The organism is Streptomyces sp. NPDC102360, from assembly GCF_044766085.1.
Classification (GTDB): Bacteria; Actinomycetota; Actinomycetes; order Streptomycetales; family Streptomycetaceae; genus Streptomyces.
This window is the reverse complement of the sequence record NZ_JBIWLG010000008.1, coordinates 157,118-174,863: the sequence shown is the minus strand read 5'-3', so window position 1 is coordinate 174,863 and position 17,746 is coordinate 157,118. Positions and strand designations below refer to the sequence as shown.

Genomic DNA, 17,746 nt, shown 5'->3' with positions numbered 1-17,746 from the left:
GCCGGCGGGCAACTGGTGTGACCTTCGGTACGACCCTCAGCCCCGCACCAGGTTGCGCGGCGATCGCCCCTCGGCGAGCGCCTCGACGTTCGCCCTGATGTCCTCGGCCCGGCCGCGGAAGGTCTCCTCGGTGTGGCCCGACTGGTGCGGCGTGAGCACCACGTTGGCGAACCCGGTGAAGTCGAGGTGCGAGGGCGGCGGGGCCGCGGGCTCGCGCGGGTTGCGCCACCACACGTCGAGGCCTGCCCCGGCGATCGTGCCGTCGCTCAGCGCCGCGTGCAGCGCCTTCTCGTCGACGACCGCGCCGCGGGCCACGTTGACGAGCACGGCGGAGCGCTTCATCGCGGCGAGCGCGGCGGCGTCCACGAGCCCGCGGGTCTCCTCGCTCAGCGGCACCGTCACCACGACCACGTCGCAGGCGCCCAGCATCTCGTGCAGCCGGTCCTGCCCGCCCACCCACTCCAGGTCCACCCCGGCGGGCGGCGGCGCGGCCGGATCGCGTCGCACGGTGCGCACCCGCATGCCCAACGCGCCCGCCACCCGCGCCACTTCGCCGCCGATCTCGCCCATACCGAGGACACCGATGGTGCGCCCGGCGAGGACCCCGCCGAAGGGGTAGCCCTCGTCGACGACGGCGTTGCGCCAGACGCCTGCCCGCATGTCCCGCTCGCCGCGCGCGACGTCGCGCAGCAGCATCATCGACACCATCACCACGTGTTCGGCGATGGAGCGGCCGTGGTGGAAGGTGTTCGCCACCCGTACCCCGGGCCGCAGCGCGTCCAGCGGGATCTTGTCGTAGCCGGCCCCGGTGACGTGCAGCAGCCGCAGCCGCTCCATCCCGGCCAGCAGCTCGCGGTCGGCGGACGAGCACACGAGGACGTCGGCGGTGGCCGCGGCGGCGGCGCGGGCCACGGGATCGTCCCCGTACGCGAAGGTCCAGCGGTGCGCGCTGCCCTCGGTGAGCACGTCCCTGAACCGCCCCATGACCGGCTCGGTGACCAGGACCTCCAGGGGTCGTACCGCTCCCCCGCTCACCACCGCGGCACCGTCGGGTCGAACTCCGGCTGGAAGCGGCGCATGTAGGCGGTGTCGTCGCGCTCGCGGATGCCGCTGGTGAGGTACTGCTCGTGCAGCCGGGCGAGCGCGTCACGGTCGAGCTCGACGCCGAGTCCGGGGGCGGTGGGCACCGCGACGGCGCCGTCCTCGAACGTGAGCGCGCCCGGTACGACGACGTCCTCGGCGGGGTCCTTCCACGGCCAGTGCGTGTCACAGGCGTAGTCGAGGTTCGGGGTGGCGGAGGCGAGGTGGGTCATGGCCGCGAGGCTGATGCCCAGATGCGAGTTGGAGTGCATGGAGAGCCCCATGCCGAACGTCTCGCAGATCGCGCCGAGCCGCTGGGACCGCCGGAGCCCGCCCCAGAAGTGGTGGTCGGAGAGCACCACCTGGACGGCGTCCTGGCGCACGGCGGGCGGCAGGTGCTTGAAGGCGACCACGCACATGTTGGTGGCGAGCGGCATCGACACTTCGCGGGCAACGCGGGCCATGTCCTCGATGCCGGGCGTCGGGTCCTCCAGATACTCGACGACACCGTCGAGCTCCTGGCCGACCTTGACCGAACTGGCCACACTCCAGGCCCCGTTGGGGTCGAGCCGGAGCGGCAGCTCGGGGAAGGCCGCACGCAGCGCCCGGACCGCCTCGATCTCCTCCTCGGGCGGGAAGACACCGCCCTTCAGCTTGATCGCACCGAACCCGTACGCGTCGATGATGCGCCGCGCCTGCCGGACGAGCCCCTCGGGGTCGAGCGCCTCACCCCACGCGTCGTCGTCCTGCCCTGGATGCCCGGCCCACTTGTAGAAGAGGTACGCGCTGTAGGCGACGCGGTCGCGCACGGCACCGCCCAGCAGGTCGCTCACCGGGCGGCCGACGACCTTGCCCTGGAGGTCGAGCGCGGCGACCTCGAAGGGCGAGACGACCCGGTCGGCGAGGGAGCTGTCGGTCACCATCCCGCTCATCCCGTGCCCGCCCACGCCGCTGTCGGCGGCCAGCGACTCGTTGACCGCGCGCCAGACGCCGTTGATGTCGAAGACGTCGATGCCGACCAGGTGCCGCCCGGCCCGCTCCAGGCGGCGCAGATGCGGCAGGTCCCCGTAGGACTCACCGAGCCCGCACAGGCCGCTGTCGGTCACCACCTCGACGACCGAGCGCAGCGCGAAGGGCTCGTGGACGCCCACGGAATTGAGCAGCGGAAGGTCGCGGAACGCCACCGGCGTCACGCGCACCTCGGAGATCCGGTGCTTCTCAGTGTCAGCCATGACCGGATCCTGACACGCGTCTACGTACGTAGACAAGGCTTGCGTATGTGATTTCGGAGGTCCGGGCAGCCGGAATCCACCACCCCGTCGCCTACGATGATCCGGACGTTCCAGGGGGTATAAGTGGCAGCGAAGAACGCCTCGTTGGGCCCGGCGGACACCGAACCGGGCCGCGGCCTGGTCAAGTCCGCCGAGCGCACCGCGCGGATCATGGAGACGCTCGCCGAGTCCGCGGACGGCCTCAGCCTGAGCGGACTCCAGGAGCGCACCGGCTATCCCCGCTCCAGCCTGTACGCCCTGCTGCGCACGCTGACGACCCTGAAGTGGATCGAGACCTCCGACGGCGAGCAGACGTACGGCATCGGGCCGCGCGCCCTCCTCGCGGGCACCGCCTACCTCGACCGCGACCCGGCGCTGCCCCTCGCCGTCCAGCAGCTCGAGAGCCTGCGCGCCGAGACCGGCTACACCGTGCACTACGCGCGCCTGGACGCCCCCAACGTCATCTACCTGGCCAGCCGCGAGGTCACGGAGCCCAAGCGCCTCGTGTCCCGAGTGGGCCGGCAACTCCCGGCGCACGCCACCTCGTTGGGCAAGGCCCTGCTCGCCGAGCGCACCCCCGCCGAGGTCGACGCGATCCTGCCGGACGACGGGCTGCGGCAGCTGACCGAGCACACGGTGGCCACGCGCGCGGCGCTCCACGGCGAACTGGAGGCGAGCCGGACGCGCGGCTGGTCGATCGAGCGGGAGCAGAACACGGCGGGGCTGTGCTGCGTGGCGGCCTGCGTCGGCTACCGCATCCCGGCGACCGACGCGATCAGCTGCTCGATGCCGCTGTCCCGCGCCTCCGAAAGGGAACTCACCCGCGTCACGGAGGCGCTGCGCCGGCACGCGGACGAACTGGCGGGAACCCTGCGCCGCAAGGGCATCCGGTAGGCCTCCGGTAGGGCCTAGTAGGGCGTCCGGCAGGGCCTTTCCCTACTCGACGCCGATCAGCATCAGCGCCGACTGCCGCCCGCCGCGGTAGACCACCGTGTCCACGGCCAGGTAGGACTCGCGCACGTGCTGTTCGAGCGCGCCCGCGACCTCGTCGGAGACCTCCTCGCCGAGGACGAGCGTGACGAGTTCGCCGCCCGCCGCCAGCATCCGGTCGAGGACCGTGCGGGCCGTCGCGGGGACCTCGCCTCCGATCACCGCCACGTCGCCGTCGATGAGGCCGAGGACGTCCCCGGCCTGGCAGATGCCCGCCATGGTCCACGACTGCCGCTCGGCGACGGCCAGTTCGCCGTACCGGGTCGCCCCCGCGGCCGAGGTCATCGCCACGACGTCCTCGTCGAAGCGCCGGTCGGGCTCGTGGACGGCGAGGGCGGCGATGCCCTGGACCGCCGAGCGGGTCGGGATGAGCGCGATCCGCAGCCCCTCGGAGCGGGCCTGCTCGGCCGCCGCCGCGGCGGTGTGCCGCAGCTCGGCGTCGTTCGGCAACAGCACCACCTCGCGCGCGTGGGCCCGCCGTATCGCGTCGACCAGCTCCCCGCTCGCGGGCGGCTCACCGGGCCGGTCGGGCACGGTCGTCGCGCCCGCCTCCGCGTACAGACCGGCGAGCCCGTCGCCCGGCACGACCGCCACGACGGCCCGCTGGGCGCGCTCGCGGGGCGGCGCCGAGGCGTGCGTCGCGTGTACGTCGCCGAGCCCGAAGTGGGTGATACGGATGCGGTACGGGCGCCCGGCCTCGACGCCCGCCTCCACGGCCGCGCCCGCGTCGTCCACATGCACGTGGACGTTCCACAGGCCGTCCCCGCCGACGACGACCAGCGAGTCCCCGAGGGCGTCGAGCCGGGTCCGCAGCCGGGCCACCGCCTTGTCGTCCGCCTCAAGCAGGTAGATGACCTCGAAGGCGGGACCGGCGGCGCCTTCGCCCTCGGCCCCTTCACTCTCGGGGCATTCGAGCAGTACGCCGTCGGGAACGGCATCCACGCGCGCGTGGCCGCCCGCTCCACCGCGGCGTACCGGCACCGCCTCCCCCGAGACCGCCTCGCTCAGCGCCCCCAGGACGACCACGAGCCCCCGCCCGCCCGCGTCCACGACCCCGGCGCTGCCCAGGGCGGCGAGCTGCCCCGGCGTCGCGTCGAGCGCCACGCACGCGCCTTCGTAGGCGGCACGGGCGACGTCGCGGCAGCCCCCTTCGACCCCGGAGGCGGCCTGCGCGGCCGCCGTCGCCACGGTCAGGACGGTGCCCTCCACGGGGTGGGCGACCGCCTCGCGCGCGGCCTCGGCGGCCCGGCCCAGCGCGAGCCGCAGGGCGTCGGCGTCGGCTCCCCCGGCGTGATCTCCCTCACTGCCTCCGACCTCACCGACTCCGCCCGCGGCGAGGACCTGCGCCATGCCCCGGAGCAGCTGCGCGAGGATCGTCCCGGAGTTGCCCCGGGCTCCGATGAGGGCGCCGTGCGCCATGGCGCGCATCACTTCGGGGAGCGCGGGAGCGGCCGGCTCGGGCCCCGCCTCGAGCCCGGCGAAGACCGCCTCGACCGCCTGCTGCGCGGACTCCAGGGTCAGATAGAGATTGGTGCCGGTGTCCCCGTCGGCGACCGGATACACGTTGATCGCGTCTATCTCCGCACGGTCGCGGCCGAGCGCCTCCAGGGCGAGTGAGCACCAGGCGCGCACCGCGATCACGTCGAGCACCTGCGCCTCCTCGAGCAGCTGGACTGGCACCGCAGAGTAGACCGCGGAAGGTGAGCGTCCGGAAAGAGGGCCCGGCCCGAAAGCAGGTCCCGACCTGGTCCGGAGCCCGGGCGGGCCGCCCGAGCAGCCATGGTAGTTTCGTTGTACCGACGCAGCCGTTGTATGCTGCTCGGGTTGCCCGATATTCGTTGGGCCATCCCCTGGCACCGCCACTCAGATCCTCCGATCCTGATCCCGGCATGCCGGGATCAACCGTAAGAGCATCTGAAGTCTTTGGAGTGACCCGTGGCTGCCAACTGCGACGTCTGTGGCAAGGGGCCGGGCTTCGGCAACAGCATCTCCCACTCGCACCGCCGTACGCCCCGTCGCTGGAACCCGAACATCCAGCGTGTGCGTGCAGTGATCAGTGGGACGCCGAAGCGCCTCAACGCCTGCACCTCGTGCATCAAGGCCGGCAAGGTCTCGCGCTGACGTTTCGCGTAGCGCGGCCACCTAGCTGGTTGCTTTAAAGAGCCGGTCCCCTCGGGGACCGGCTCTTTTTTATACCCGGGGCTGCCGGTTTATACCCAGGGCTGCCGGAGCACGACGCCTTGCGCGGTGCGGGCGCGCGCCCGCACCGGCACCTCACGTCTCGATCTCGCCCCCGGCGTACCCGTCGCCGTCCCCGAAGTGGTCCCAGCCGCTCTGGTTCGTCCAGGGCGCCCCGTCCACGGTCACCTGGGACAGCGCCGAGGGGCCCAGCACCTCGCCGATCACCTTCCAGCGGGCGGGCAGCTTCACGGACGGCGGGAAAGTGGCCACGATCGCGTGGTCCTCTCCCCCGCTCAGCACCCACTGCAACGGGTCGACGCCGACGGCCTGGCCGATGTCGCTCATCTGCGAGGGCACATCCACCTGCCCCGATTTGATGTCGATACGGACCTTGCTCGACTCGGCGATGTGGCCCAGGTCGGCGATCAGCCCGTCGCTCACGTCACACATGGCGGTGGCGCCGAGCCCGGCCGCCGCGGGACCCGCGTGGTACGGCGGTTCGGGGCGGCGGTGCGCCTCCACGAAGGCGCGGGGCGAACGGAAGCCGCGCGAGAGCACCGCGTAACCGGCGGCGGACCAGCCGAGCCAGCCGGTCACGGCCACGACGTCGCCGGGTTGTGCACCGGACCGGGTCACCGGTTCGTGGCCCTGCATGTCGCCGAGCGCGGTGATCGCCACGGTGATCGTGTCGCCGCGCACGACATCACCGCCGACGACGGCGGCTCCCGCCACCTGGCACTCGTCGCGCAGCCCGTCCATCAGCTCCGAGGGCCACGACGCGGGCAGTTCGGCGGGCACGACGAGGCCGAGGAGCAGCGCCGTCGGCACGGCGCCCATGGCCGCGATGTCGGCGAGGTTCTGCGCGGCGGCCTTGCGCCCGACGTCGTACGCGGTGGACCAGTCGCGCCTGAAGTGCCGGTTCTCCAGCAGGACGTCCGTGCTGGCGACGACCCTGCGGTCCGGTGCGGCGATCACGGCGGCGTCGTCGCCGGGACCGATGCGTACGGCCGGGGTGGTGGTGAGCCGGGAGGTCAGCTCCCGGATGAGGCCGAACTCCCCCAACTCGCCGACGGTGCCCTTCATGCGCGTGCTGCCCTTTCTGCCCCGGTTCGCTGCCGCCCGCCAGGGCCGTTTGCCCCGGCCCGCTTGCGGTCGCGGGCCGTCTCTGTCATGGGTACGGTTTGTGTCACGGGCCTGCCTTCCACGTCCGTCGGACGCCACAGCCGCCACCGGGTCTCCCCGCGACGAGCGGTGACGCGATAACGTGGCGTCCCTTCTCCCCACATGATCCTCGTGATGATCCTCGTGGCCGCCCTGGAGGTTCCGTGGTACAGGCGTACATCCTGATCCAGACCGAAGTAGGCAAGGCGTCGACCGTCGCCGAGCTGATCGGGAAGATTCCAGGAGTGATCCAGGCCGAGGACGTCACCGGCCCCTACGACGTGATCGTGCGCGCGCAGGCGGACACAGTCGACGAACTGGGTCGCATGGTGGTCGCCAAGGTCCAGCAAGTGGACGGCATCACGCGCACTCTGACCTGCCCGGTCGTCCACCTGTAGTCCCCGTCTACGCTGTGCCGGTGAAGTCATATCGTCACCGGATCCGGCACGGCCGGCTGAGCCGCCTGTCCATCGCGGTGCCCTCGCTCTCCTTGCTGATCGCCACCGCGGGCTGCGCTTCGACGGACGAGGCGCCTAAGGCGGCGGTTCCCACTCCGGACGCGAAGGCCGCCAAGCTGTGCCGGAACCTGGACGAGGTCCTGCCGGAGAAGGTCGACGGACTCGAGCGCAACGATCCCGAACCGGGCTCGGAGCTCACCGCGGCGTGGGGAAGCCCCGCGATCATACTGCGCTGCGGCGTGCCGTGGCCCGACGCGGCGTTGAAGACGAGCAGCAACACGGCGACGATCGACGGCGTCGGCTGGGTCGCGGACGAACTCGACGACGGCGCCCAGCGCATGACGACGGGCGGACGCCTCGCCTACGTAGAGGTGACGATCCCCAAGGACGAGGTGACCAAGAACGGGGCGGGCTCCCTGGTCGACCTCGCGGCACCCATCAAGAAGGCGATCCCCAAGGGGATCGCCGACTAGAGGGGCCTTCATGGAGGATGCCGTCTACCGCAGTCCGGTCGAGCGTCGCAGTGCCGCCTGGATGAGGCGGTCCACCAACTCCGGGTAGCCGACCCCGGTCTCCTGCCACATCCGCGGGTACATGGAGATCGGCGTGAAGCCCGGCAGGGTGTTGATCTCGTTGATGACGAACTCGCCGCCCTCGTCGAGGAAGAAGTCCGCCCGCACGAGCCCCTCGCAGGACATGGCCTCGAAGGCGTCGACGGCGAGCCTGCGGACCTCGGCGGTCTGCTCCTCGCTCAGCGGCGCGGGCACGATGCCGGCCGCGGAGTCGATGTACTTCGCCTCGAAGTCGTAGAACGCGTGCGAGTCGGCCGGCGGGATCTCGGCCGGGACGGAGGCACGCGGCCCGTCCTCGAACTCCAGGACGCCGCACTCGATCTCGCGCCCGACGATGCCGGCCTCGATGATCACCTTCGGGTCGTGCTCACGGGCGGTCCCGATCGCCTCGTCGAGCCCGTCGAAGGAGTCGACCTTCGTGATGCCGATCGACGAACCCGCGCGCGCGGGCTTGATGAACAGCGGCCAGCCGTGGTCCCCGACGAAGTCGGCGACACGACGCCGGGCGCCGTCCTGATCCTGCTCCCACTCGCGGGGCCGGATCACCAGGTAAGGGCCCACCTTCAGCCCGAAGGACGTGAAGATGCGCTTCATGTACTCCTTGTCCTGGCCGACGGCCGAGGAGAGCACACCGCAGCCGACGTACGGGGTTCCGGAGAGGTCCAGGAGGCCCTGGATGGTGCCGTCCTCGCCGTACGGGCCGTGCAGCACGGGGAAGACGACGTCGACCTCGCCGAGGGCCTTGGGGACGGATCCCGGCTCGTTGTAGACGACTTCGCGGGAGCCCGGGTCGACCGGGAGGACCACGCCGCCCTCGGGCGACTCGGCGAGATCGGCGACATCCGGCACCTGCCGGTCGGTGATGGCCATCCGCTCGGGATCGTCCGCCGTCAGCGCCCAACGCCCCTCGCGCGTGATGCCGATCGGCAGCACGTCGTACTTGGAGCGGTCGATGGCGCGCAGCACGGCGCCCGCCGTGACCACGGAGACGCCGTGCTCGGAGCTGCGGCCACCGAAGACGACGGCCACACGCGGCTTGGGCCCACCTGCGGTGGACGCAGGGCTCTGGGGGAGGTTCTCGCTGCTCATATCGCGTTGAGCGTACCTGCTGGTAGTACGAGAGTCAGCGCCCGCAGAGCCCCGGTCGCACAGTTGTCGTATGCCCGTCGCTCAGCGTCGTTCCGGCTTGGCGGAGCGCGACATGAGCTCCTTCACCGCGACGACCGGGGCCTTGCCCTCGTGGACGATCGCGACGACGGTCTCCGTGATCGGCATGTCGACGTCGTGACGGCGCGCCAGATCCAGCACCGATTCGCAGGACTTGACGCCCTCGGCGGTCTGCTTGGTGACCGCGATGGTCTCCTGCAGGGTCATGCCCTTGCCGAGGTTCGTGCCGAAGGTGTGGTTGCGCGACAGCGGCGAGGAGCAGGTGGCCACGAGGTCGCCGAGGCCCGCGAGTCCGGAGAACGTCAGGGGGTCGGCGCCCATGGCGAGCCCGAGCCGCGTCGTCTCCGCGAGCCCGCGCGTGATGAGCGAGCCCTTCGTGTTGTCGCCGAGCCCCATGCCGTCCGCGATGCCGACGGCGAGCCCGATGACGTTCTTGACCGCGCCGCCCAGCTCGCAGCCGATCACGTCGGTGTTCGTGTACGGCCTGAAGTACGGGGTGTGGCTGGCGACTTGGAGCCGCCGGGCCACGGTCTCGTCGCGGCAGGCGACGACCGCGGCGGCGGGCTGCCGGGCGGCGATCTCGCGCGCGAGGTTGGGCCCGGTGACGATCGCGATGCGGTCATCGCCGACCTTCGTGACGTCCTCGATGACCTCGCTCATGCGCATCGCGGAGCCGAGCTCGACGCCCTTCATGAGTGAGACGAGGACGGTGTCGGGGGCGAGCAGCGGGGCCCACTCCCCCAGGTTCTGGCGCAGCGTCTGCGAGGGCACGGCGAGCACCGTGAAATCGGCGTCCGCCGCGGCCTCGGCCGGGTCGGCGGTCGCCCGCACGTTCTCCGGGAGTTCCACGCCGGGCAGGTAATCCGGGTTCGTACGCGTGGAGTTGACGGCCTCGGCGAGTTCGGCGCGGCGGGCCCAGAGGGTGACGTCGCAGCCCGCGTCCGCGAGCACCATCGCGAAAGCGGTGCCCCAGGAGCCGGTGCCGAAGACGGCGGCCTTCACGGGTCGGGTCACTTGCTGCTCTCCTCGCTCGTGCCGCTCACTGCCGAACTGCCGCTCTCCACCTGCGACTTGCCGCTGCGCGCCTGCGCCTTGCGGCGCTGCTCGATGCGCGCCTCACGCGGGTCGTAACGCTTCTGCGGGGCCTTCTCGCCGCGCAGCACCTCCACCTCGGCGGTGATCGCGGTCATGATGGCGTCGGTCACCTCCTTGAGGAGGTCGGGCGTGATCTCCCTGTCGTAGTACGCGGAGAGGTCGACCGGGGCACCGGCGAGCACGTGGTGCGTCTTGCGCGGAAAGAAGTCCGGCTTCTTGGAGTACGGCGCGAGCGCTTCGGTGGCGCCCCACTGGCCGACCGGAATCACCGGGCACTTGGTCTGCAGGGCCACGCGCGCGACACCTGTCTTACCGGTCATCGGCCACAGTTGGGGGTCGCGGGTGAGCGTTCCTTCCGGATAGAAGGCGACGCACTCACCGCGCTCCACGGCGTCGATCGCGGCACGGAAGGCGCTCAGCGCGTTCGTCGACTCGCGATAGACGGGAATCTGTCCCGTACCGCGCATCGCGGCGCCCACGAACCCCTTCCTGAAGAGGCCGTGCTTGGCGAGGAAACGCGGGACCCGTCCCGTGTTGTACTGAAAGTGGGCGTAGAGGAACGGATCCAGATGCGAATTGTGGTTGACCGCGGTGATAAAGCCTCCGTCGGCCGGAATGTTCTCCATTCCACGCCAGTCCCGCTTGAACAGAACCACCAGCGGTGGTTTGCAGAGGACCGCGGCGAAGCGGTACCAGAAGCCGATTCTGCGGCGGGACACTCGGACACCTTCCTCTAGGGGGGCCAGGGCCGCACAAGTGTCGCCCCGGCCCACCGGCCTGTCGAGAACACCGTACGCCCGCGCGGACGGCCGCACCTCATGCACAGGTCACAATGGGCGCGTGCAGTGGACCCTGGTGATACCGCTGAAACCGCTGGTGCGGGCCAAGAGCAGACTGGCTCCGACGGCGGGAGACGCCCTGCGCCCAAGCCTCGCCCTGGCGTTCGCCCAGGACACCGTGGCCGCGGCGGGGGCCTGTGCGGCGGTGCGGGATGTGGTGGTCGTCACGGACGATCCCCGCGCGGAGCGCGAACTGACGGCCCTGGGCGCCCACGTGGTCCCCGACCCCCCGCAGGCGGGCCTCAACGCCGCCCTCGCGCACGGAGCGGCGTTCGTGCGCTCCGGACGCCGGGCCGCCGCCGTGGCCGCCCTGAACGCCGATCTGCCGGCTCTGCGCCCCTCCGAATTGGCCCGCGTTCTCTCGGCGGCCGCCGCATTCCCCCGCGCATTTCTGCCCGATGCCGCCGGAATCGGCACAACGCTCTTGTCCGCGGGACCCGGGACGGAATTGCTGCCCGCATTCGGCGGGGCATCGCGGGCCCGCCACGCGGCGTCCGGCGCCGCGGAACTCCCCCTCGAAGGCGTCCACTCCGTACGCCAGGACGTCGACACCGGCGACGACCTGCGAGCGGCGCTCGCCCTCGGCGTGGGCCCGCACACCGCGCGGGCCGCGGCGGGGCTCCTGATCCCGGACTGAAGCCGGTCTGAATCCCGTACGGAATCACGTACTGAGTACGCTGCCCGTATGCAGGCCACCGCGTACACGTACGACCCCGAAACCCGTTCCGGCAGCGTCCTCCTGGACGACGGGACCCCCGCCTCCTTCGACGCCGCCGCCTTCGACGCGGGCGGCCTGCGGCTGCTGCGCCCCGGGCAGCGGGTGCGCATCGAGGTGCGGGACACCGAGGGCGCGGCCGACGCACGGCAGATCACGCTGGTGACCCTGCAGACCTTCTGAGAACCCCGCAGGGGCCCGGTGAGGCCCCCTGGACACACCGCGGGCCGGTCTCCCCGAAGGGAGCCCGGCCCGACGCGTGAGCAACCTTGTGGCTACGCCCGAGAAGCGACTTACTTCTTGCGGGCGGTGGCCTTCTTGGCGGTGGTCTTGCGCGCCGTCGACTTCTTGGCGGGCGCCTTCTTGGCCGTGGCCTTCGTGGCGGGCGCCGTCTTCTTGGCGGTGGCCTTCTTCGCCGGGGCCGCCTTCTTGGCGGTGGTCTTCTTGGCCGTCGCCTTCTTGGCGGTGGCGGCCTTCTTGGCGGGAGCCGCCTTCTTGGCCGGGGTCGCCTTCTTGGCGGTGGTCTTCTTGGCCGTCGCCTTCTTGGCGGTGGTGGCCTTCTTCGCCGGGGTCGCCTTCTTCGCGGCGGCCTTCTTGGCGGTGGTGGCCTTCTTGGCGGCCGCCTTCTTGACCGTCGCCGAAGCGCCGCCGCTCAAGCTGCCCTTGGGCGCCTTCTTGACCGCGACGTCGTTCTTCGGGAGCTTCTTCGAACCCGCGACGAGGTCCTTGAAGCCCTGGCCCGCACGGAAGCGCGGCACCGACGTCTTCTTGACCCGGACACGCTCCCCGGTCTGCGGGTTGCGGGCGTAGCGGGCCGGGCGGTCGACCTTCTCGAACGAGCCGAAGCCCGTCACCGAGACGCGGTCACCGCTGACCACGGAACGCACGATGGCGTCGAGTACGGCGTCGACGGCGTCGGCGGCCTGCTGACGGCCACCCACCTTGTCGGCAATGGTTTCTACGAGCTGCGCCTTGTTCACGTCTTCCCCTTCGGAGACATTGCCGGAACGAATCTCTTTCGCACCGGCTTTTTCGCACGTTAGGCAGATATATACCGCAAATCAAACGCGAAACGGGCTAATCACCCTTGTGCCGCAACGAACTGGACAGTCTCAGAGTTCCTCTTCAGTGATGGAGCCCTCTTCGAAGTCGTCGAGGTCCGCCATGAATCGCTCCAGACGCCTTGCCGCACCGGCGAGATCGTGTTTGGCCGCGGCCGTGACGGCCAGCAGCTTCCGGGTCAGCGCCATCCGTACGCCCTCCGGGACTTGCAGTGTGCGCACTCTGGCGTGCGCTTCCTTGAGTTGGTCCGCGACCGCCGCGTACAGCTGGAGTTGGCCGTCGTGTTCCATGCACAGATTGTGCCATCTGGGGCGAGTTGTCGCCTCCGCAGGGTGCAACTCCCGCCCCAGAAGGCCCTTCTGGGGCGTCGCGCGAGCTGTTCGCCCAGAGTGCCACCGAAGCACGTGTACCCCGTGAACACCCTTGGCATTCAAGGGAGTTGAGGAACCCGGACGCCCCCGCCGGCGGGGCCCGGAAGGGGGTCGGGGGCCGGACACAGAAGTACCCCCAACCGGTGCACGATTGGGGGTACGGGGCCCTGTCGATGTGGCCTGAATAAGCCTTGCCGGGCTACGGATCCGTGAGAGGAGCCGTAGGAATCCGGTCGGCTCAGACCTGGACCGTCTGCGGCTTGAAGGCCGGACGCTTCGCCTCGTAGGCGGCGATGTCGTCCTCGTTGCTCAGCGTGATGCTGATGTCGTCGAGCCCGTTCAGCAGCCGCCAGCGGGAGTTCTCGTCCAGTTCGAAGGACGCGGTGACGCCCTCGGCCCGAACTTCGCGCTCCTGGAGGTCGACCGTGATCTCGGCCTGCGGGTCGTTCTCCACCAGCTCCCACAGCGTGTCCACGACCTTCTGGTCGAGAACCACGGTCAGCAGACCGTTCTTGAGGGAGTTGCCGCGGAAGATGTCCGCGAAGCGGGAGGAGATGACGGTCTTGAAGCCGTAGTTCTGGAGGGCCCAGACGGCGTGCTCACGGGACGAGCCGGTGCCGAAGTCGGGGCCGGCCACCAGGACGGTGGCACCCTCGCGCTCGGGCTTGTTGAGCACGAACTCGGAGTCCTTGCGCCAGGCCTCGAACAGCCCGTCCTCGAACCCGTCCCGCGTCACCTTCTTGAGCCAGTGGGCGGGGATGATCTGGTCGGTGTCGACGTTGCTGCGGCGCAGCGGGACGGCCCGGCCGGTGTGCGTGGTGAATGCTTCCATGACTCTCAGACTCCAGCGGCGACAGGGGTGTCGGACAGGTCGGCGGGCGAGGCCAGGTGGCCCAGAACGGCGGTGGCCGCGGCGACCTGGGGCGAGACGAGGTGCGTACGCCCGCCCTTGCCCTGCCGGCCCTCGAAGTTGCGGTTGGAGGTGGACGCGGAGCGCTCGCCGGGAGCGAGTTGGTCCGGGTTCATGCCCAGGCACATGGAGCAGCCCGCGTAGCGCCATTCGGCGCCGGCCTCCTTGAAGACCTTGTCCAGGCCCTCCTCGACGGCCTGCAGGCCCACCCGCGCGGAGCCGGGAACGACCAGCATCCGCAGCCCGTCGGCGATTTTGCGACCCTTGAGGATCTCGGCGACGGCGCGCAGGTCCTCCATGCGGCCGTTGGTGCACGAGCCTACGAAGACGGTGTCGACCTTGACGTCGCGCAGCGCCTGCCCGGCCTCCAACCCCATGTACTCCAGGGCCTTTTCGGCGGCGAAGCGCTCCGAAGCGTCTTCGTACGAAGCCGGGTCGGGGATGTTCGCCGAAAGCGGCGCTCCCTGACCGGGGTTGGTGCCCCAGGTGACGAACGGCGACAGTTCCTCGGCCTTGATGAAGACCTCGGCGTCGAAGACCGCGTCGTCGTCCGTCTTCAGCGTCTTCCAGTACTCGACCGCGGCGTCCCAGTCGGCACCCTTGGGGGCGTGCGCACGGCCGTCCAGATACGCGAAGGTGGTCTCGTCGGGGGCAACCATGCCCGCGCGGGCACCGGCCTCGATGGACATGTTGCAGATGGTCATCCGCGCTTCCATCGACAGCTTCTCGATGGCCGAGCCGCGGTACTCCAGGATGTAGCCCTGGCCGCCACCGGTGCCGATCTTCGCGATGATGGCGAGGATCAGGTCCTTGGCGGTGACGCCCTCGGGCAGTTCACCCTCGACCGTGATCGCCATCGTCTTCGGGCGGGCCATCGGCAGCGTCTGCGTGGCCAGCACGTGCTCGACCTGCGAGGTGCCGATGCCGAACGCCAGACCGCCGAAGGCGCCGTGCGTCGAGGTGTGGGAGTCGCCACAGACGACGGTGGTGCCCGGCTGCGTCAGGCCCAGCTGCGGGCCGACCACGTGCACGACGCCCTGCTCGACGTCGCCCAGGGAGTGCAGGCGGACCCCGAACTCGGCCGCGTTCTTGCGCAGCGTCTCCAGCTGCACGCGCGAGACCGGGTCGGCGATCGGCTTGTCGATGTCGAGGGTCGGGGTGTTGTGGTCCTCGGTGGCGATGGTGAGGTCGGTGCGCCGCACCTGACGGCCCGCCTGCCGGAGGCCGTCGAAAGCCTGCGGGCTGGTCACCTCGTGCAGCAGGTGCAGATCGATGAAGAGGAGGTCGGGCTCGCCCTCGGCGCGCCGGACGACGTGCTCGTCCCAGACCTTCTCCGCGAGTGTCCTACCCATCGCTTTCCCTCCGGCCGGCAGAGGTGCGCCGGCCCAACTAGAGATTCGGATAGCCGTCGCTCGTACCCCTCGTACCGGACGTCGGCCACCGGGCCCGTTGGTCCGCGGGCCGGTGTCCGTACAGAGTGGCAAGTTCCACGGGAAATTGAACTTGCGTTTCACAGAGTGAGACGGGAGTATCGACGCATGGACAACAGTAGCGGCGTCGGCGTTCTGGACAAGGCAGCCCTTGTCCTGGGCGCCCTGGAGTCCGGACCCGCGACCCTCGCAGGCCTTGTCGCGGCCACCGGACTGGCAAGACCCACAGCCCACCGCCTGGCGGTGGCCCTGGAGCACCACCGCATGGTGGCGCGTGACATGCAGGGCCGTTTCATTCTCGGCCCGCGCCTCGCGGAACTCTCGGCGGCGGCCGGCGAGGACCGCCTCCTCGCGACGGCGGGCCCGGTGCTCACGCACCTTCGGGACGTCACGGGTGAGAGCGCGCAGCTCTACCGCCGCCAGGGCGACATGCGCATCTGCGTCGCCGCGGCGGAGCGGCTCTCCGGGCTGCGGGACACGGTCCCGGTGGGCTCCACCCTCACGATGAAGGCGGGTTCCTCCGCGCAGATCCTGATGGCCTGGGAGGAGCCGGAGCGCCTGCACCGCGGCCTCCAGGGCGCCCGCTTCACGGCGACGGCCCTGTCGGGCGTCAGGCGCCGCGGCTGGGCCCAGTCGATCGGCGAGCGGGAGCCGGGCGTCGCGTCCGTCTCCGCACCCGTACGCGGCCCCTCGAACCGCGTGGTGGCGGCCGTGTCCGTCTCCGGTCCCATCGAGCGTCTGACGCGTCACCCGGGCCGGATGCACGCCCAGGCGATCATCGACGCCGCGGGGCGCCTCTCCGAGGCCCTGCGCCGCACCGGCTGACCCCGTTGCCCCAACTCCCCTTACGTTTCCCGCCCGTTCCCGGCCGGTCGCTTCAACGCCGCAGCGACCGGCCGGAGTTGTCCGCTCCCGGCTTCAACCGCCGCGCACGCGCCCGGATCTGTCACCGCACACGAAAACGGCCCTTCCCGACTTCGGGAAGGGCCTGATCGTTGAGCGAGTACCCCCGACCGGATTCGAACCGGCGCTACCGCCTTGAGAGGGCGGCGTGCTAGGCCGCTACACAACGGGGGCCTTGACCACTTGCGTGATCGAGCTGGTCTACCAGGACTCGAACCTAGAATGACGGTACCAGAAACCGTAGTGTTGCCAATTACACCATAGACCACAGAAGTTCAAGACCTTGCGGCCTGCGAACTCAGTGCGTACCCCCGACCGGATTCGAACCGGCGCTACCGCCTTGAGAGGGCGGCGTGCTAGGCCGCTACACAACGGGGGCCCTAGCGATCCTGCATCGTGGTCGGTGGGAGCTACCCAGGCCGTCCTCGCGGGAAGGATCTGTACCCCCGACCGGATTCGAACCGGCGCTACCGCCTTGAGAGGGCGGCGTGCTAGGCCGCTACACAACGGGGGCTTTGTGGATGCCATATCCACGATTGCAGATGAGCTCTGCGAGCTGGCCTACCAGGACTCGAACCTAGACTAACGGAACCAGAAACCGTCGTGCTGCCAATTACACCATAGGCCACCGAAACGCAACCCCCGGAGGGATCTTGCTTGGCTTGCGCTTCCGGATTCCGGGCTTTCGGCCCGCTCCCCTTGGCGCAGAAAGAACATTACCCGAAGGTGGACTGCGCTCCAAAACGGGTATCCCCGGCCAACAGCGCAGGCAGTTGCCCGAGCCCTGTGATGCGTACGAGTTCGGGCCTGCCGCCCAGTTCCGCGCGGTCGAGCCAGATTCCGCTCAGGCCGGCGTCGACGGCTCCGCGGGCGTCCGTGTCCGGCTGGTCACCGACGTACGCGATCTCGTGCGGCTCCAGGGAGAGCTCCTCGCAGACGGCGTGGAAGGCGGCCGCTTCGGGCTTGGCGACGCCGAGTTCGGCGGCGCACAGGACGGCCTCGAAGCGGTCGCGCACGCCGAGGACGCGCAGCTTGCGGTCCTGGTTGTGCAGCGAGGAGTTGGACAGCACGGCGTGCCGGTAGCCGTCGGCGAGGGTGTCGAGGGCCGGGAGGGTGTCGGGGAAGAGGCTCCACGCGGCCTCGTAGTGGCCGAGATAGCGGGCGAACCAGCCGTCGGCCTCCTCGGCCTCCATGGCGCGCCCCACGAAGCCGCGCACCCGGTCCCTGCGCTGCCCCTCCCAGTCGGCCTCCCCCGCCTCGAACCGGGCCCAGTGCTCCCGCGTGGCGGCCCGCCACCGCACGAGGGCCTCCTCGACACTCCCGAAGCCCTCCAGCAGCCCCTCCGCGGCGAGGTGGGCCCGCATGCCGACGGTGTCCGCCGTCGCGTAGTCGAAGAGGGTGTCGTCGATGTCCCAGACGATGGCCTTGATCGCGGCGGCATGGGGCGTGGTGCTGTGCGGCATGTCATGACCGTAACGTCGAAAGACCCGGAAGCGGTCGGCTTCCGGGTCTTTCAGGGGCCCTGCGTAAGGGGGCCTACG

At 70.6% G+C, this 17,746-nt stretch carries 19 protein-coding genes and 5 tRNA genes; 7 read left to right on the top strand and 17 right to left on the bottom strand.

The annotated features are described in order from the left end of the window. Positions 1–36: 36 nt before the first annotated feature. Both ACIRHA_RS28425 and ACIRHA_RS28420 read right to left on the bottom strand, forming a co-directional pair. Positions 37–1,035, bottom strand: coding sequence for a 2-hydroxyacid dehydrogenase (locus ACIRHA_RS28425; protein WP_403851510.1), 999 nt, complete (start codon positions 1,033–1,035; stop codon positions 37–39). Beyond that, positions 1,032–2,312, bottom strand: a complete 1,281-nt coding sequence (locus ACIRHA_RS28420; RefSeq protein WP_403851507.1) for a glucarate dehydratase family protein — start codon at positions 2,310–2,312, stop codon at positions 1,032–1,034. The genes ACIRHA_RS28425 and ACIRHA_RS28420 overlap by 4 nt, the downstream gene beginning before the upstream one ends. Positions 2,313–2,435: 123 nt before the next feature. Between ACIRHA_RS28420 and ACIRHA_RS28415 the strand changes: the two genes are divergently transcribed. Beyond that, positions 2,436–3,245, top strand: coding sequence for an IclR family transcriptional regulator (locus ACIRHA_RS28415; protein ID WP_403851504.1), 810 nt, complete (start codon positions 2,436–2,438; stop codon positions 3,243–3,245). 42 nt (positions 3,246–3,287) lie between these two features. Here ACIRHA_RS28415 and ACIRHA_RS28410 read toward each other — a convergent pair whose 3' ends face one another. After that, positions 3,288–5,021 (bottom strand): DAK2 domain-containing protein, encoded by a 1,734-nt coding sequence (locus tag ACIRHA_RS28410; protein WP_403851501.1) that lies wholly within the window; start codon positions 5,019–5,021, stop codon positions 3,288–3,290. Between the two features lie 255 nt (positions 5,022–5,276). Here ACIRHA_RS28410 and rpmB point away from each other — a divergent pair, with 255 nt between their 5' ends. Then, entirely contained in the window at positions 5,277–5,462 is a 186-nt protein-coding gene (rpmB, locus tag ACIRHA_RS28405) for a 50S ribosomal protein L28 (RefSeq protein WP_266714523.1), read from the top strand. Between the two features lie 153 nt (positions 5,463–5,615). Here the strand turns inward: rpmB and ACIRHA_RS28400 are convergent, their stop codons facing one another. Further along, positions 5,616–6,605 carry a thiamine-phosphate kinase gene (locus ACIRHA_RS28400; protein ID WP_403851499.1) on the bottom strand — a complete coding sequence of 330 codons (990 nt, stop codon included), beginning with the start codon at positions 6,603–6,605 and terminating at the stop codon, positions 5,616–5,618. A 242-nt stretch (positions 6,606–6,847) separates the two neighbouring features. Between ACIRHA_RS28400 and ACIRHA_RS28395 the strand changes: the two genes are divergently transcribed. Next, positions 6,848–7,081 (top strand): Lrp/AsnC family transcriptional regulator, encoded by a 234-nt coding sequence (locus ACIRHA_RS28395; RefSeq protein WP_016642988.1) that lies wholly within the window; start codon positions 6,848–6,850, stop codon positions 7,079–7,081. A gap of 20 nt (positions 7,082–7,101) precedes the next feature. Next, positions 7,102–7,614, top strand: coding sequence for a DUF3515 domain-containing protein (locus ACIRHA_RS28390; protein ID WP_403851495.1), 513 nt, complete (start codon positions 7,102–7,104; stop codon positions 7,612–7,614). 24 nt (positions 7,615–7,638) lie between these two features. Here the strand turns inward: ACIRHA_RS28390 and ACIRHA_RS28385 are convergent, their stop codons facing one another. From ACIRHA_RS28385 to ACIRHA_RS28375, 3 genes are all read right to left on the bottom strand, one after another. After that, on the bottom strand, positions 7,639–8,802 hold the full coding sequence (locus tag ACIRHA_RS28385; protein WP_403851493.1) for a D-alanine--D-alanine ligase family protein: 1,164 nt from the start codon (positions 8,800–8,802) through the stop codon (positions 7,639–7,641). An 81-nt stretch (positions 8,803–8,883) separates the two neighbouring features. Beyond that, on the bottom strand, positions 8,884–9,894 hold the full coding sequence (locus tag ACIRHA_RS28380; RefSeq protein ID WP_403851490.1) for an NAD(P)H-dependent glycerol-3-phosphate dehydrogenase: 1,011 nt from the start codon (positions 9,892–9,894) through the stop codon (positions 8,884–8,886). Further along, a complete protein-coding gene (locus ACIRHA_RS28375) occupies positions 9,891–10,694 on the bottom strand; it encodes a lysophospholipid acyltransferase family protein (protein ID WP_403851487.1) in 804 nt (267 codons plus the stop codon). The genes ACIRHA_RS28380 and ACIRHA_RS28375 overlap by 4 nt, the downstream gene beginning before the upstream one ends. Before the next feature lie 121 nt (positions 10,695–10,815). Here ACIRHA_RS28375 and cofC point away from each other — a divergent pair, with 121 nt between their 5' ends. Together cofC and ACIRHA_RS28365 are read left to right on the top strand one after the other, a co-directional pair. Then, a complete protein-coding gene (gene cofC, locus ACIRHA_RS28370) occupies positions 10,816–11,451 on the top strand; it encodes a 2-phospho-L-lactate guanylyltransferase (RefSeq protein ID WP_403851485.1) in 636 nt (211 codons plus the stop codon). A gap of 48 nt (positions 11,452–11,499) precedes the next feature. After that, complete coding sequence (locus ACIRHA_RS28365; RefSeq protein ID WP_403851482.1) at positions 11,500–11,712, top strand: hypothetical protein; 213 nt, start codon at positions 11,500–11,502, stop codon at positions 11,710–11,712. Between the two features lie 110 nt (positions 11,713–11,822). Here ACIRHA_RS28365 and ACIRHA_RS28360 read toward each other — a convergent pair whose 3' ends face one another. The 4 genes from ACIRHA_RS28360 to leuC form a co-directional block, all read right to left on the bottom strand. Further along, positions 11,823–12,509 (bottom strand): HU family DNA-binding protein, encoded by a 687-nt coding sequence (locus ACIRHA_RS28360; RefSeq protein WP_403851480.1) that lies wholly within the window; start codon positions 12,507–12,509, stop codon positions 11,823–11,825. 132 nt (positions 12,510–12,641) lie between these two features. Continuing rightward, on the bottom strand, positions 12,642–12,881 hold the full coding sequence (locus ACIRHA_RS28355) for a hypothetical protein (RefSeq protein WP_266714505.1): 240 nt from the start codon (positions 12,879–12,881) through the stop codon (positions 12,642–12,644). Between the two features lie 319 nt (positions 12,882–13,200). Beyond that, entirely contained in the window at positions 13,201–13,794 is a 594-nt protein-coding gene (gene leuD, locus ACIRHA_RS28350; RefSeq protein WP_403851478.1) for a 3-isopropylmalate dehydratase small subunit, read from the bottom strand. A gap of 5 nt (positions 13,795–13,799) precedes the next feature. Beyond that, a complete protein-coding gene (gene leuC, locus ACIRHA_RS28345) occupies positions 13,800–15,224 on the bottom strand; it encodes a 3-isopropylmalate dehydratase large subunit (protein WP_403851475.1) in 1,425 nt (474 codons plus the stop codon). 186 nt (positions 15,225–15,410) lie between these two features. Between leuC and ndgR the strand changes: the two genes are divergently transcribed. After that, entirely contained in the window at positions 15,411–16,127 is a 717-nt protein-coding gene (ndgR, locus tag ACIRHA_RS28340) for an IclR family transcriptional regulator NdgR (protein ID WP_266714499.1), read from the top strand. 179 nt (positions 16,128–16,306) lie between these two features. On the opposite strand, the gene ACIRHA_RS28335 is transcribed toward ndgR, so the two are convergent. The 6 genes from ACIRHA_RS28335 to ACIRHA_RS28310 all read right to left on the bottom strand — a co-directional run bounded on the left by ACIRHA_RS28335 (position 16,307) and on the right by ACIRHA_RS28310 (position 17,668). Next, a tRNA-Glu gene (locus tag ACIRHA_RS28335) sits at positions 16,307–16,379 on the bottom strand. Positions 16,380–16,401: 22 nt separating this feature from the next. Continuing rightward, positions 16,402–16,473, bottom strand: a tRNA-Gln gene (locus tag ACIRHA_RS28330). A 38-nt stretch (positions 16,474–16,511) separates the two neighbouring features. Then, positions 16,512–16,584 (bottom strand) — tRNA-Glu (locus ACIRHA_RS28325). Positions 16,585–16,646: 62 nt separating this feature from the next. After that, positions 16,647–16,719 (bottom strand) — tRNA-Glu (locus ACIRHA_RS28320). Between the two features lie 42 nt (positions 16,720–16,761). Continuing rightward, positions 16,762–16,833, bottom strand: a tRNA-Gln gene (locus ACIRHA_RS28315). 88 nt (positions 16,834–16,921) lie between these two features. Further along, positions 16,922–17,668: an HAD family hydrolase gene (locus ACIRHA_RS28310; protein ID WP_403851473.1), complete on the bottom strand. Its 747-nt coding sequence runs from the start codon at positions 17,666–17,668 to the stop codon at positions 16,922–16,924. Positions 17,669–17,746 lie beyond the last annotated feature (78 nt).

Bases quoted from the DNA above. Each gene is read 5' to 3' on its own strand.
- leuC (WP_403851475.1), bottom strand. From the start codon at position 15,224: ATGGGTAGGACACTCGCGGAGAAGGTCTGGGACGAGCACGTCGTCCGG.
- ACIRHA_RS28385 (WP_403851493.1), bottom strand. From the start codon at position 8,802: ATGAGCAGCGAGAACCTCCCCCAGAGCCCTGCGTCCACCGCAGGTGGG.
- ACIRHA_RS28310 (WP_403851473.1), bottom strand. From the start codon at position 17,668: ATGCCGCACAGCACCACGCCCCATGCCGCCGCGATCAAGGCCATCGTC.
- ACIRHA_RS28400 (WP_403851499.1), bottom strand. From the start codon at position 6,605: ATGAAGGGCACCGTCGGCGAGTTGGGGGAGTTCGGCCTCATCCGGGAG.
- ACIRHA_RS28355 (WP_266714505.1), bottom strand. From the start codon at position 12,881: ATGGAACACGACGGCCAACTCCAGCTGTACGCGGCGGTCGCGGACCAA.
- ACIRHA_RS28420 (WP_403851507.1), bottom strand. From the start codon at position 2,312: ATGGCTGACACTGAGAAGCACCGGATCTCCGAGGTGCGCGTGACGCCG.
- leuD (WP_403851478.1), bottom strand. From the start codon at position 13,794: ATGGAAGCATTCACCACGCACACCGGCCGGGCCGTCCCGCTGCGCCGC.
- ndgR (WP_266714499.1), top strand. From the start codon at position 15,411: ATGGACAACAGTAGCGGCGTCGGCGTTCTGGACAAGGCAGCCCTTGTC.
- ACIRHA_RS28365 (WP_403851482.1), top strand. From the start codon at position 11,500: ATGCAGGCCACCGCGTACACGTACGACCCCGAAACCCGTTCCGGCAGC.